The organism is Streptomyces sp. NPDC046887 (assembly GCF_040644755.1).
GTDB lineage: Bacteria > Actinomycetota > Actinomycetes > Streptomycetales > Streptomycetaceae > Streptomyces > Streptomyces lichenis.
Map to the genome: position 1 here is coordinate 104,726 of NZ_JBEYXH010000007.1, position 13,555 is coordinate 118,280.

The 13,555-nt window shown below is 71.5% G+C and carries 13 protein-coding genes; 6 read left to right on the forward strand and 7 right to left on the reverse strand.

Translation table 11 applies throughout. The annotated features are described in order from the left end of the window. Window positions 1-40: 40 nt before the first annotated feature. From ABZ945_RS09945 to ABZ945_RS09960, 4 genes are all read right to left on the reverse strand, one after another. On the reverse strand, window positions 41-2,074 hold the full coding sequence (locus ABZ945_RS09945) for a kelch motif-containing protein (protein WP_361266547.1): 2,034 nt from the start codon (window positions 2,072-2,074) through the stop codon (window positions 41-43). Between the two features lie 3 nt (window positions 2,075-2,077). After that, entirely contained in the window at window positions 2,078-3,862 is a 1,785-nt protein-coding gene (locus ABZ945_RS09950) for a cellulose synthase catalytic subunit (protein WP_361266755.1), read from the reverse strand. Between the two features lie 154 nt (window positions 3,863-4,016). Then, window positions 4,017-4,310, reverse strand: coding sequence for an MTH1187 family thiamine-binding protein (locus ABZ945_RS09955; RefSeq protein WP_361266549.1), 294 nt, complete (start codon window positions 4,308-4,310; stop codon window positions 4,017-4,019). After that, window positions 4,307-4,654 (reverse strand): DUF3817 domain-containing protein, encoded by a 348-nt coding sequence (locus ABZ945_RS09960; protein ID WP_361266553.1) that lies wholly within the window; start codon window positions 4,652-4,654, stop codon window positions 4,307-4,309. Before ABZ945_RS09960 ends, ABZ945_RS09955 begins: the two co-directional genes overlap by 4 nt. Window positions 4,655-4,854: 200 nt before the next feature. Between ABZ945_RS09960 and ABZ945_RS09965 the strand changes: the two genes are divergently transcribed. The 5 genes from ABZ945_RS09965 (at window position 4,855) to ABZ945_RS09985 (ending at window position 9,315) form a co-directional block, all read left to right on the forward strand. Further along, entirely contained in the window at window positions 4,855-5,487 is a 633-nt protein-coding gene (locus ABZ945_RS09965; protein WP_361266757.1) for an AIM24 family protein, read from the forward strand. Further along, window positions 5,487-6,137: an AIM24 family protein gene (locus ABZ945_RS09970; protein ID WP_361266555.1), complete on the forward strand. Its 651-nt coding sequence runs from the start codon at window positions 5,487-5,489 to the stop codon at window positions 6,135-6,137. Before ABZ945_RS09965 ends, ABZ945_RS09970 begins: the two co-directional genes overlap by 1 nt. Then, entirely contained in the window at window positions 6,134-6,916 is a 783-nt protein-coding gene (locus ABZ945_RS09975; RefSeq protein ID WP_361266557.1) for an AIM24 family protein, read from the forward strand. Before ABZ945_RS09970 ends, ABZ945_RS09975 begins: the two co-directional genes overlap by 4 nt. A gap of 132 nt (window positions 6,917-7,048) precedes the next feature. Next, window positions 7,049-7,525, forward strand: a complete 477-nt coding sequence (locus ABZ945_RS09980) for a MarR family transcriptional regulator (protein ID WP_361266559.1) — start codon at window positions 7,049-7,051, stop codon at window positions 7,523-7,525. Window positions 7,526-7,692: 167 nt separating this feature from the next. After that, window positions 7,693-9,315, forward strand: coding sequence for a ricin-type beta-trefoil lectin domain protein (locus tag ABZ945_RS09985; protein WP_361266561.1), 1,623 nt, complete (start codon window positions 7,693-7,695; stop codon window positions 9,313-9,315). An 11-nt stretch (window positions 9,316-9,326) separates the two neighbouring features. Here the strand turns inward: ABZ945_RS09985 and ABZ945_RS09990 are convergent, their stop codons facing one another. Together ABZ945_RS09990 and ABZ945_RS09995 are read right to left on the reverse strand one after the other, a co-directional pair. Then, a complete protein-coding gene (locus ABZ945_RS09990; RefSeq protein ID WP_361266759.1) occupies window positions 9,327-10,706 on the reverse strand; it encodes a HAMP domain-containing sensor histidine kinase in 1,380 nt (459 codons plus the stop codon). A gap of 5 nt (window positions 10,707-10,711) precedes the next feature. Beyond that, complete coding sequence (locus ABZ945_RS09995; RefSeq protein ID WP_361266563.1) at window positions 10,712-11,371, reverse strand: response regulator transcription factor; 660 nt, start codon at window positions 11,369-11,371, stop codon at window positions 10,712-10,714. A gap of 121 nt (window positions 11,372-11,492) precedes the next feature. On the opposite strand from ABZ945_RS09995, the gene ABZ945_RS10000 reads away from it, so the two are divergent. Continuing rightward, complete coding sequence (locus ABZ945_RS10000; protein ID WP_361266565.1) at window positions 11,493-11,834, forward strand: PepSY domain-containing protein; 342 nt, start codon at window positions 11,493-11,495, stop codon at window positions 11,832-11,834. Between the two features lie 737 nt (window positions 11,835-12,571). Here the strand turns inward: ABZ945_RS10000 and meaB are convergent. After that, the gene (gene meaB / locus ABZ945_RS10005) at window positions 12,572-13,528 is read right to left on the reverse strand and encodes a methylmalonyl Co-A mutase-associated GTPase MeaB (protein WP_361266567.1); all 957 of its coding nucleotides are present in this window, start codon (window positions 13,526-13,528) and stop codon (window positions 12,572-12,574) included. Between the last annotated feature and the right edge of the window lie 27 nt (window positions 13,529-13,555).

The window sequence follows — 13,555 nt, forward strand, 5'->3', positions numbered from 1 at the left end:
ATATGCCGGTCAGCCCTGTCTCGCGGATCGGTCCCCGCCCTCAGCGAGACGGCCGCTCCGGCGCCGGCACCTTGACCCACTTCGCTACCGAGGGCCGCCCCTCGCCGTCCACCGCGAAGAGCATGTACCAGCCGGGCGGCACCAGGGTCGGGTCCTTCGGGGCGCGGACGGTGAGGGTGCCCGGGCCCCGGCTCAGGGTGAGCGCCACCGAGCGCTGCTCGACGTCGGTGGTGTGGGTGACCGCGCTGGGCCGCATCAGCCGCGCCGAGACGATCCGGCGGGCGTCCTTGCTGCGGAAGGTGGCGGTGTACGTCTCCGGGTCCAGCCCCTTCGGCCCCGCGCCCAGCACCGGCCGGTGTCCACCACCCCTCCCCAGCAGATAGGGCGGGGTGTAGATCTCCACCCGCTGCTCGAAGGTGCCCAGCCTGGTGTTGTCCTTGTCGCCGAAGAGCGGGTCGGAGCCGAAGTTGGCGATCCGCCCGTCCGGCAGCAGCAGGGCCTCGGAGTGGTAGTTGCGGCCCACGGTCGGGGCCGCGGCCTCCCGGAAGGCGTCCTTGCGGGGCAGATAGAACTGCGCCTTGAGGAGGTCGCTGCCGCCGCGCCCCCGGTACTGCCGGGAGCCGCCGGTGGTGAAGACGGTGTCGTCGGGCAGCAGCACACTGCTGAGGTAGCGGGTGCCCTGCGGCAGCCGCGCCCCGGGCCGGAAGGCCGGCGCCTTCGGCGTACCGGATCCCTTGGCCGCCACCGTCCCGAGGTCGATCACGGCGGTACGGGGGGTGGACAGCTCCGACTCGCCGACCCCGCCGCCGCCCAGCACCATCAGCTTCTGGTCCTGCACCGGTGGCAGGATCACCGAGGAGGAGGTCTCCAGCTGGTCGGGGTCCTCGATGCCCCGCACCGGCTGGAAGCGGTTGGCCTTCAAGTCCCACAGCCCCGGGACGCGGCCCTTCTCGGCGGGGCCGTAGCCCGCGTTGGAGCCGGTGTAGAAAAGCTTGCCGCCCTGGGTGAGGAAGAGGGCGGGGTAGGTCGGGAAGTAGTGGAACGGCCCCTTGCTCCACTCCTTGGTCCTCGGGTCGTAGATCTCGTTGTCGCCGGGGACAACGTCGCCCACGTCGTTGAGCCCGGAGACCGCGAGCACCCGCCCGTCCTCCAGCGTCACCAGGGTCGGGTACCAGCGGGCGTCCTTCATCGGGGCGACCGGGACGTAGCGCTCGGCGAGCGGGTCGAACTCGTAGGCCGCCCGGATCCCCTGGAAGTCCTGCTTCTCGGCGCTGATCCGCTGGGCGATGCCGTAGACATTGCGGGCGTCGGCGCCCTTCAGCCCGACCACCTTGTACTGCGCGGCCTGGGTGGTCAGCGCCTCGGGCCCGTCCTCGCGGGCCTCCACGAAGACCCGGGCCTCGGCCGCGGTCACCTTGGTCCCCCAGGGCTTCATCCCGCCGCCGGAGAAGTAGGTGACCTTGAACTCGCGCTTGGCCTTGGGCACGGTGACGGCGGTGGTGGTGACGTACTCGACGCCGGTCGGCGAGCGGAAGACGGTGCCCTTCTTCAAGGTGACCGCCCGGTCCGGGCTCTCGTTCTTCACCCGCATCCCGCCGCCGGCCTTTTTCACGGCCCCGTCCAGCACCTCGTAGCGGGCGGTGCCGCCGGCCACCAGCAGCCGGCCGTCGGGGAGCTGGCTGTGGCCCGCGCAGAAGAAGTCCTCGGGGGTGGGGATCTTCTTGAAGCTGTTCCTCACCGGGTCCCAGAGCACGGTGTCGAAGCTGCCGGCGTCGAACTTGGCCTGGCTGTTGCCCGATCCGGCGATCAGCAGCACCTTGCCGGTGTGCAGCAGGGCCGCGTGGATGGCGTTCAGCCGGTACTCCCCCGGCACGTGAAGCCGCTGCCAGGAGCCGTAGCGGGCCTGGTAGGCGGGCTGGGCGATCTTGTAGGCGTGGTACTTGGCCCGGGCGAAGGAGAGCGCGGCCGGTGCGTTGAGCCCGGCGAGCAGCAGCAGCGCCAGGCCGCCCAGCAGCGTCCTGCGCAGGTCCCGCTTCCTCCGCCCCGGCCGCGCGGGCGGGCTGCCGTCCGCCATGGGTCAGCTCCCCCCGGTGGTCGTGGCCAGCGCCGCCGCCTCGGGCTCCGGGGCGGGCTCTTCGGTACGGCTACGGGACCGCGCGGCCGTACGGGACCGGGTACGGGCCCCAGATGCCGCCCGGGCGGCCTCCCACCCCCACACCGCGCACGGGGCGAGGCAGACCGCCAGGGCGAGCACCGCCCAGGTGCGCATCGCGGCATGGGTGTGGTCCAGATACACCGAGGCGGCGAGCGAGCCCGCCAGCACCGCCGCCCACGCGAGATGCACCCGGAAGGTGGCCGGCCGGTCGGGGCTGGCCGCGCCGCCCTTGGGGGTGACCACGAAGCGGCTGGGGCGGCGCAGCACCGCGTCGACCAGCGAGCGGGCGTAGATCGGGGCGGAGAGCGCCGACATCACCATCCCGGCCAGCCCGCCCGAGCCCTCCGGTTCGTGCGGGGAGACATTGTGGCGGCGGTTCCACAGGTACAGCCCGATCTGCAGGGCGGCGGCGTCGCTGTAGAGCATCAGCCACACCGAGGTGGAGACCTGGGTGCCGGAGGCGCCGAGGCAGAGGAACAGCACGCAGCTGAGCACTCCGAGGAACCAGTTGACGGCCGTCATCGGGTAGTAGACGAGCATCAGCGTGTAGTTGAGCAGCCGGCCGGGCGGCATCCGGCCGAAGCCGCCCGCGTACTGCCGCAGCACGGTCTCGTACGTACCGCGCGACCAGCGCAGCTGCTGGGTGAAGAAGTCCGTCCAGGAGGCCGGTCCCTCGCCGACCGCGAGCACGTCCGGGGTGTAGACCGAGGTCCAGTGCCGTCCGGTCGCCGGGTTCCGGCGCCGGTGCAGTTCGAAGCCGGTGGCCATGTCCTCGGTGATCGAGTCGTACAGCCCGCCGATCTGCCGGACGGCGGCGATCCGCACCACGTTGTTGGTGCCGACGAACATGGGCGCCCGGTAGCGGTTGCCGGCCCGCTGGATCAGGGCGTGGAAGAGGAACTGCTGCGACTCGGCTGCCTTGGTGACCGGCCCGTCGTAGTTCCCGTACACCTGCGGGCCGACGACGAAGGCCACGTCCGGGTCGCGGAAGTAGCCGAGCATCCGCTCCAGGAAGGCGGGCAGCGGTACATGGTCGGTGTCGACGGAGGCGAAGACGTCGTACGCCTCACCGTGGGCGGCGATCCAGGCGTTGTAGTTGCCGTGCTTGGTGCGGGCCTTGTGCGCGCCCCTCGCCCGGTTCCAGGCGGGGACGGCGGCCCGGGTGAAGTGGCGGACGCCCAGCTCCGCGCAGAGCGCCCGGGCCCCGGGGTCGTCGCCCTCGTCCAGCAGCCAGACGTCCAGCGGCCCGGTGTGCCGCACCCGCCGCGCGCCCTCCAGGGTGGCCCGGACCATGGCGAGCGGCTCCTTCCCCGGAACGTACGTGGTGAGGAAGGCGACCCGCAGCCCCGGCTCGGCCACCACCGGCACCGGGTCCCGGGCGACCATCGTGGCGTGCGCGATGGACACCACGTTGACCAGCATGAACGTACAGATCAGCCCGATCGACACCAGCATCACCGCGTCCAGCCGGACCAACCAGGCCTCGCCGCCCTCCCGCCGCGTCCAGTGGCTCGGCCACACCAGATAGGCGAGCAGCACGGCGGAGAGCGCCGGGGCGGAGCACATCAGCAGGACGGCCCGTATTCGGTGCGGCTCCTTCGACAGCAGACTGCGGTAGCCGACCCGGTAGGGCGCCGCCGGGTCGGGTTCGGTCAGAGGGCCCGCGAGACGGCTGTAGGTGTCGTAGTCGTAGCCCTCCGGCCGCACGGGCGCCTCCTGCTGGGTGAGCGGGTGGTCACCCTCCACGAAACGCGAGGCGGCGGGGTGTGTCGACCGGGATGCGTCCAAGCGGGGGGCACCACGGCCGACGGCCCCCGTCCCCTCACAGGAGGGACCGGGGGCCGTCGAACCAACGGACGCCTCACGCGCCCAGGTGCCGCTCCACCGTCTCGACCTTCGCCGTGAGCCCGTCCGTGACACCGGGGCGGATGTCGGCCTTCAGGACCAGGGAGACCCGGGGGGCGCGGGCCTCGACCGCCGCGACCGCCCGCCGCACCACGTCCATGACCTCGTCCCACTCACCCTCCACCGAGGTGAACATGGCGTCGGTGCGGTTCGGCAGCCCGGACTCGCGGACCACCCGGACGGCGTCGGCGACATACTCGCCGACCTCCTCGCCGACGCCGAGCGGGGTGACGGAGAAGGCGACGATCATCCGGTCTTCACCGTGCCCTCGCGGCGGGCGCGGGAGGCGATGACGGCGTCCTGGGCCTCGCGCTTGAGGCGGCGCTCGGCGTAGAAGCCGCCGAACGGCAGCACGGAGAGGACGAAGTAGAGCGCCGCGGTCTTGAGGTCCCACTTGGTGCGGTTCCAGGCGTCCAGCCAGAACAGCACATACAGCACGAACAGCACCCCGTGGATCATGCCCATGACCGGTACGGCGTTGAACTCCGTCGTGCGCTTGAGCACCGAGCAGACGAGCAGCAGCAGGAAGGAGACGGCCTCCGGGGCGGAGACGAGCCGGAGTCGATGGAGGGAGGCGGCGGTCTTGATGTCCACGGTGAGGCACCTTCGACGTCGGAACGGGCAAAGGAAGCACCCATGCGCCACAACCGATCTTGTGAATCGGCGCACAAGCGTCCGGCCCATTGTGGCAGCCCCCTTTGCCCTCCCTTGACCGGGGTCCCGGCCACCGCCGTCGCTCGCCCCGCCCGCCCCTGTTCGTGCCCGGGATCTCCGGTTAACGTCCTCCCGTGGCAATGTTCCGACTGCAAGGCAGCAGAGTGCTCGCCGTCGACCTGACCGGGGACACCGTCAAGGCCAAGAACGGCTCGATGGTGGCCTACGAGGGCCGGATGGCGTTCAAGAAGACCACCGGTGGCGGCGAGGGGCTGCGCGGCATGGTCACCCGCCGGCTGACCGGCGAGCAGATGGAGGTCATGGAGGTGTCCGGCCAGGGCACCTGCTTCTTCGCCGACCGCGCCTCCGAGATCAACCTGGTCAGCCTGCGCGGCGAGAAGATGTACGTGGAGGCCAGCAATCTGCTGTGCACCGACGGCGGGGTGCGCACCGGGACCAGCTTCACCGGGCTGCGCGGCGGGGCCAGCGGCAACGGCCTGTTCACCACCACCCTGGAGGGCACCGGCCAGGCGGCGATCATGTCGGACGGCCCGGCGGTGGTGCTCCGGGTGACCCCGCAGTACCCGCTCTCGGTGGACCCCGGGGCGTACGTCGCCCACCAGGGCAACCTCCGGCAGTCCTTCCAGTCGGGTGTGACCTTCCGCACCCTGCTCGGCGAGGGCGGCGGCGAGGCGTTCCAGATCCGCTTCGAGGGCGACGGACTGGTCTACGTCCAGCCCAGCGAGCGCAACACCGTCGGAGGGGACGTCTGATGCCGTTCCGCGAGATCAACTCCAAGATGGTCGAGGCGGTCGTCTCGCCCGGGCAGCGGCTGTTCAGTCAGCGCGGGGCGATGCTCGCCTACCGCGGCGAGGTCTCCTTCACCCCGAACCTGGCCGGCGGCCAGGGCGGGCTGATGTCGATGATCGGCCGCCGGGCAGCGGGCGAGGACACCCCGCTGATGACCGTGGAGGGCAGCGGCACCGTCCTCTTCGGCCACGGCGGCCACCATGTCCAGGTCATCGAGCTGACCGGGGACACCCTCTATGTGGAGGCGGACCGGCTGCTCGCCTTCGACGGCACCCTGCGCCAGGGCACCGTCTTCCTGGGCTCGCAGGGCGGGGTGATGGGCATGGTCCGCGGCCAGGTGTCCGGGCAGGGGCTGTTCACCACCTCCCTCCAGGGACAGGGCGCGGTCGCGGTGATGGCGCACGGCGGGGTGATCCGGCTGCCGATCACCCCGGACCGCCCGGTGCATGTGGACCCGCAGGCCTATGTCGCGCACCACGGCGACGTACGGAACAAGCTCTCCACCGCGCTGGGCTGGCGGGACATGGTGGGGCGCGGCTCGGGTGAGGCGTTCCAGCTGGAGCTGAGCGGCAACGGTGCGGTGTACGTCCAGGCGTCGGAGGAGAAGCTGTGAGCACGCCCGCGATGTGGGACCCGATGACGCTGCCGACCGACGACAACGTCAACCCGTACACCTTCTGCGTGGAGCTCAAGGGCTCCCAGTGGTTCCTGCAGAAGGGCAAGATGATCGCCTACTACGGGTCGATCGAGTTCAACGGCCTGGGCCACGGCCGCCTCGACCGCCTGCTCCGCACCAGCTTCCACTCACCCCTCCACGCGAGCGACTGGGTGGTGGCCGAGGGCAGCGGCAAGATGCTGCTGGCGGACCGCGCCTTCGACGTCAACAGCTTCGATCTGGACGAGGGCAATCTGACCATCCGGGCCGGCAACCTCCTCGCGTACCAGCCGACCCTCGCGCTGAAGCAGTCCATCGTCCCCGGCTTCCTCACCCTCATCGGCACCGGGAAGTTCGTGGCCGCCTCCAACGGCCCGGTGGTCTTCATGGAGCCGCCGCTGCGGGTGGATCCCCAGGCCCTCGTCGGCTGGGCCGACTGCCCCTCCCCCTGCCACCACTACGACCACGGCTATATGACCGGGATCATGGGCGGTGTACGGGCGCTGACCGGGCTGGGCGGGGCGTCCGGCGAGGAGCACCAGTTCGACTTCACCGGCGCCGGCACCGTACTGCTCCAGTCCACCGAGCAGCTGATGCCCGAGCTGGCGACCGGAGCCACCCCGCACGAGGCCGGCGTCCCCGGCGCGCACCCGGGGCACGGATCCGGCCACGGCCAGCAGTCCATGCCGCGCCTTCCCGGCCAGCTGGGGGACCTCCAGCGTCGCTTCGGCCTGTGAACGGTAGTCTGCGGAGGGTGACGCCCTCGAACGCCTGCGCCCTTATCCAGGCACCGAGGACGGGTTCGACGTCACCGACCGCACCGCCCCGCCCCATTGTTCACTATTCAACTTCTTAGGTAGAATCCATCCATGGAGACCGAGACGGCAACCCCCTGGCTGACCGACGCCGAGCAGTGCGCCTGGCGCACCTATCTGGACGTGGGCAGGCTGCTGAACTACCAACTGGAGAGGGACCTCCAGCCGTTCGGGCTGACCATCAACGACTACGAGATCCTGGTCAACCTCTCCGAGGCGCCCGACCGGCGCCTGCGGATGAGCGACCTCGCCTCCGCCACCCTCCAGTCCAAGAGCCGCCTCTCCCACCAGATCACCCGGATGGAGAACGCGGGCCTGGTCCGCCGGGAGAACTGCGAGTCCGACCGGCGCGGGCTCTACGCCGTCCTCACCGACCCGGGCATGGAGACCATGCGCAAGGTCGCCCCGCACCATGTCGAGTCGGTCCGCAGCCACCTCATCGACCGACTCACCCCCGAGGACCTGGACCACCTCCACCAGTCGCTCAAGCCCATCGCCGAGCGCCTGCGCGGACTGCGCGGCAAGCCGTAGCCGACCACCGCACCGCGGAGCCGGCCACCGACGTCCGGCTCCGCTGCTTTCGGCCATCATCCGCCGATCCGCCGAACACAAGTAACTGACGGGTAGTCAGCTACCCGGGCCCGGCTCTATCGTCATGCTCCGCATTGTCGTGCACCCGACAGTCGAGAGGATTTCGTATGAGCCCAGCCCCCTCGCTCCCTCGCCGGTCAGCGACCGGCCGCACCGGCATCCTGCTGCTCGCCATGACGCTGCTGTGGACCCTTGTGCAGATCGGTGCGGCGGCGCCCCGGGCCGCCGCCGCGGTCCCCGGCTACACCCCGTTGACGTTCAACATGCAGGGAGCCAACAGCGACAACCAGGGAAAGTGGACGGCAGTAGGGGCCCTGAGCGCCGGAAACGGCAACCACCTCGCCCACAACGTCGTCTCCCTGCAGGAAGCGGGCCCGGAGGGTTCCCTGCCCGGCACATGGCAAAGGACCCTCTCCCGCACCATCGGCACCCGGACCTACGAGGTCAGGGAGCACCTGTGGCGCGTCGGCAGCCAAAGCCGCGGCATGAACGTATGGCTCTACTGGATGAACACGGACGCGGGTGGGAGCCGGGTGAACCTGGCGATGGTCACCCACCGGCAAGCCGACGAGATCCTGATCGTCCCGCCGCAGCCGTTGCAAGGGAGCGGCAACCTGGGACCGAGGCCGGCGTTCGGCGTCGCGCTCGACGAGCACACCGCCTACTGGACGATGCACGCCAGCTCCAACGGGGACAACACCTCCAACGACGCGCCCGCCCTCCTCAGGGCGATCGACGCGGAATCCACCCTGCGCGGCTACCAATGGGCCGTGGGAGGCGATTTCAACCGCGAGCCGAGCCTGCTGACCCCGCACATTCCGGCCGGCTACCGCGTCGTGTCGTCCGGCCGGGCCACTCAGCAATCACACCGTGAGCTCGACTACATGGTCACCAACTACCCCAGCCTGCCGGCCACCTGGGGCGGCCGGGTCATTCCCGGCGGGATGTCCGACCACTTTCCCGTGGAGTTCGGCGACCGATTCGCCGCAGCGGCGGAGAACCCGATCTACGGCCCGTCCGGCCCCGACGCCTGCCTGACCTCGATGGGGCGCGGGAATGGAGGGGAGACCACGCCCTGCTCCGGCAAGCAGCAGGAGAACTGGACTCTGGACGTCAACGACCGACTGATCACCACGCACGACGGCACACAACTCTGCCTTGACATCGACCAGCGCGACACCGATGCCGGAACCCCCGTCATCACCTACACCTGCAACTCCCGCTGGAACCAGCAGTGGCTGATCCGCATGGACGGAACCATCTACAACCCCGGCTCGAAACGCTGCCTGGACTACGAATGGGACCTCACCATCCAGGACTGCGACGGACGTGCGAGCCAGCAGTGGGCAGTGCCGTGGGCGGGTCAGATCGTGAGTGGAAACGGGCTGTGCGCCGGCGATCCCTCCGACACCTCAGCGCCCTCGAACGGGGAAAACGTCCCCGCCTGGCTGTGCGACCCGACCGGCGCACGCCAGTTGTGGGTCCACGGAAAGGGCAACACGCTGATCAACCAGGGTTACTGCGTGGACGCGAAGAAGCCGTACCCGGGAGAGAAGGTGATCATGTACAACTGCAACGACACCGCGAAGGAGTACTGGCTGCCGCTCCCCGGCGGGATCCTCTACAACACCAACTCCGGGCTCTGCCTGTCCGCCGCCGCCCCTGAGCTCATCGTCGAGACGTGCGCCCCCTCCCACTACCCGCCTCATGAGTGGACCATCCCGAGCTGACAGCCGCCCGGCTAGACCGCCGGCAACCGCAGCTCGAACCGCGCGCCGCCCGAGGGGGACCGGGCGGCGCGCAGGGTCCCGCCGTGCCGGGCGGCCACGTCCCGGGCGATCGCCAGCCCCAGACCCGCCCCACCTTCGTCCCGGCTGCGCGCGTCGTCCAGCCGCACAAACCGCTCGAAGATCCGCTCCCGCTCCCCCTCCGGCACCCCGGCCCCGTCATCCGCGACCGCCAGCAGCACCTCACCGCCGTCCCGCCGGACCTCCACCGCGACCTCCCCCTCCGCATGCCGCTGCGCGTTGTCCAGCAGATTCCCCAGCACCCGCACCAACTGCGCCCGCGACCCGCTGACCTCCGCCTCCCCCTCCGCCGCCACCCGCACCGGCACCCGGTCCCCCGACCGCTGCGCCACCTCCGCCCGTACCAGCGCCGCCAGATGCACCCGCGCCTGCCCCGGCCGCTCCCCCGCGTCCAGCCGCGCCAGCAGCAGCAGATCCGCGGCCAGCCCTTGCAGCCGTACGGTGTCCTCCACCGCCCCCGGCAGGTCCAGCAGCGCCGGATGGGCCGCCCCCACCTCCAACTGCGTCCGCAGCGAGGCGATCGGGCTCCGCAACTCATGCGACGCGTCCGCCACGAACCGCCGCTGCCGCTCCACCGAGGCCTCCAGCGCCGCCAGCGTCTCGTTGGTCGTCCGCGCCAGCCGCGCCACCTCGTCATGCGTCCCCGGCTCCGGCACCCGCCGCGACAGATCCGCCGACGCCGTGACCGCCGCCATCTCCCGCCGGATCCCCTCCACCGGCGCCAGCGCCCGCCGGGTCACCAGCCAGGTCGTCCCCGCCACCACCAGCAGCAGCGCGGGCAGCGCCGCCAGCATCGCCGTACGCACCCCCGACACCGCCGCCGCCTGCACCGCCGACCCCGCGTACACGGTGGCCTCCCGGCCGTCCCCCGCCTTGGCCTCCACCGCCGCGAACCGATAAGCCTCCCGCTCCCCCTCCACCGTCACTTCCCCCGTGGAATACCGGACATCCTCCGAAACCCCACCACCCCCATCCCCATCCCCCTCCTCCACCGGTCCCGCCGGCACCACCCGCACCGACCGGCTCCCCGCCCCCTCGATCGCCTCGATGCCCTCCCCCAGCGCCACCACCCGGCCGTCCGACACCACCTGCACCGGATGCTCCTCCGCCTCGTCCGGCAGATCCAGCTCCCCGAACGGCGTCCCCGCCGCCACCTGCACGGCCACCGACCGCGCCGTCACATTGGCCTGCAACTCCGCCTGACTCGCCAGGCTCCCCCGCAGCACCGCCAGCAGCGCCACCCCCGCCACCGCCAACGCCAGCGCCACCACCAACGTCGCCCCCAGCGACGTCCTGGCCCGAACCGACCGCAGCAGTCTCACCGCTCCCCCACCCGATACCCCGCCCCGCGCACCGTCCGAATAATCCCCGCCCCCAACTTCCGCCTCAACGCGCTCACATACACCTCCACGATGTTCGGGTCCCCCTCGTAAGCGAAGTCCCAGACATGCTCCAGAATCTCCCCCTTGGACACCACCTCGCCCCGCCGCACCACCAACTGCTCCAACACCGCGAACTCCTTGGCCGTCAGCCCGACCTCCTCCTCCCCCAGCCGCACCCGCCGCGCCGCGGTGTCCACCGTCAGCTCCCCCGCCGTCAGCACCGGCGACGCCGCCCGCCCCCTCCTCCGCAGCAGCGCCCGCACCCGCGCCAGCAGCACCACATAGCTGAACGGCTTGGTCAGATAGTCGTCCGCCCCGGTATCCAGCCCCTCGGCCTCGTCGTACTCCCCGTCCTTCGCGGTCAGCATCAGGATCGGCACATCGTTCCCGGCCGCCCGCAGCGCCCCGCACACCCGGTAGCCGTTCATCCCCGGCAGCATGATGTCCAGCACCACCAGGTCGTACGGCTCACTCCCGGCCCGGTGCAGCCCCTCCAGCCCGTCGTGCACCACATCCACCGCGAACCCCTCGGCCCGCAACCCCGCCGCCAACGACAGGGCCAGCCGCTTCTCGTCCTCCACGATCAACAGACGCATGGGTAATAGGTTCCCAAATAGAACCTGAAGCGCCCTTCAGCCGCCTTCAGCCTGCGTTCAGCACCCACGTCGCACGGTGGATCCGTACCTGGAAAGCACCACCCTCACGGAGGTCCACCCCATGAAGCGCAACCTCGTCATCGCCACGGTCACCGCCGCCCTCCTCGCCGGCGGCACCGCCAGTGCCCTGGCCGTCCAGGGGTCGGCGAAGACCGAGCAGACGGCCCCCTCCACCCCCAAGGTGAGCGCCGAGCAGGCCCTCAAGGCCGTAGCCGACCGCGGCCAGGTGGTCTCCCTCGACCTGGACGACGACCACGGCAAGCAGGCCTGGGACGTCGAGCTGGTCAAGGACGGCAAGACCCAGGACTGGACCGTAGACGCGACCACGGCCAAGGCCACCCAGGACAAGGCCGACGCGGCCGACCACGACGACGACGCGGACGACGCCAACGACAACGACTGAGGCCATACGGACCCGAGCCCCGCGCCCCGTATCACCCGCCGGGCAGTACCGCCCGGCGGGTACGGGCCCTGGGCCCGGGAGACCAGCCGCCATGAAGGTGGCAGGCGCCCCACCGGTCGGCCCGGGCCCTCAGACTCACAGGGCAGGACACATGCCCGGAGGCCGTACGGGGTCGGTGCCCAGCGGGCCGTATCATCCGCCGGGCGGTGACGTCCGACAGGTGCGGGCCCCCGGCCCGGGAGACTGGCTCGCCGCGAAGGTGGCAGGCGCCCCGCCAGACGGACAGGCCCATCTAAGACGGTGCGGGCCACCGGCCTGGCAGGGCCCGTGCGGGCGGTGGCGTCCGACCGATGCGGGCCGTCGGCCCGGAGGCCATCAGCCACGGCGAAACGGGTCAGTCGGCCGCCGGTCGGGTGGGGGTACGCAGGGTCGCGCGCGCAGCCGCCGAGCGTAATGTGGCGGTCGCCTGAGCGTCGAACGGTGAGCGCGAGCGGCGAGCACGTGAGCCCGGAGTGCCCACGCCCCCACCCACCGCACCGCAGAACCGACCGCCGGACCTGCGAAAGGCCACCGAACCGCAACACGCACAGACCCACCCGCGTCAGCGAAGCCACCGGGCAGCGGCCCGGACACCGGCGGCGCAAGCCGCCCACGCGGAAGCGAACCCACCGGCCCGGCGGCCGGACACCGGCCCGCACCGGCGCAAAGGGGGGCCCGGGGGGCGGAGCCCCCCGGAACTACGAACCCGTGAGACCCGACACCAGCGTGTCCGCCGCCGCGTAAGGATCCAACTCCCCCGCCACGATCCGCTCCGCCAGCGCCGACAACCGCTGATCCCCCCGCAGGTCCTCGATCCGCGACCGCAGCGCGGTGACCGCGATGGTCTCCACCTCGCGGGCCGCCCGCGCACGGCGACGCGCGGCGAGGACCGAGCGCTCCTCCATCCAGGCCCGGTGCTTCTCCAGGGCTTCGACCACCTCGTCCACGCCCTCCCCCCGCGCCGCCACCGTCTTGACGATGGGCGGCCGCCAGTCCCCCGGCGCCCGCGCCTCGCCCAGGCCGAGCATGTGGTTCAGCTCCCGGGCCGTCGCATCGGCTCCGTCCCGGTCGGCCTTGTTGACGACATACACGTCACCGATCTCCAGGATGCCCGCCTTGGCCGCCTGGATGCCGTCGCCCATGCCGGGGGCCAGCAGCACCACCGAGGTGTCGGCCTGAGAGGCGATCTCGACCTCCGACTGGCCGACCCCGACCGTCTCCACCAGCACCACATCGCACCCCGCCGCGTCCAGGACCCGGATCGCCTGGGGGGCCGCCCAGGCGAGGCCGCCGAGGTGGCCGCGGGTGGCCATGGAGCGGATGTAGACGCCCGGGTCGGAGGCATGGTCCGACATCCGGACCCGGTCCCCGAGCAGCGCACCGCCGCTGAACGGGGAGGACGGGTCGACGGCGAGCACGCCGACCCGCCGCCCCATCCGGCGGTACGCCGAGACCAGCGCCGAGGTGGTGGTGGACTTGCCGACGCCGGGCGAACCGGTGAGCCCGACGACGTAGGCATTGCCCGCCAGGGGCGCCAGCGCGGCCATGACCTCCCGCAGGTGCGGGGAGGCGCCCTCCACCAGGGAGATGAGCCGGGCCACGGCCCGCGGCCGGCCCTCTCGTGCCTGGGCGACCAACTGGGGGACGTCCACCATGTGCGTACCGCTCCTTACCTGAAGAAC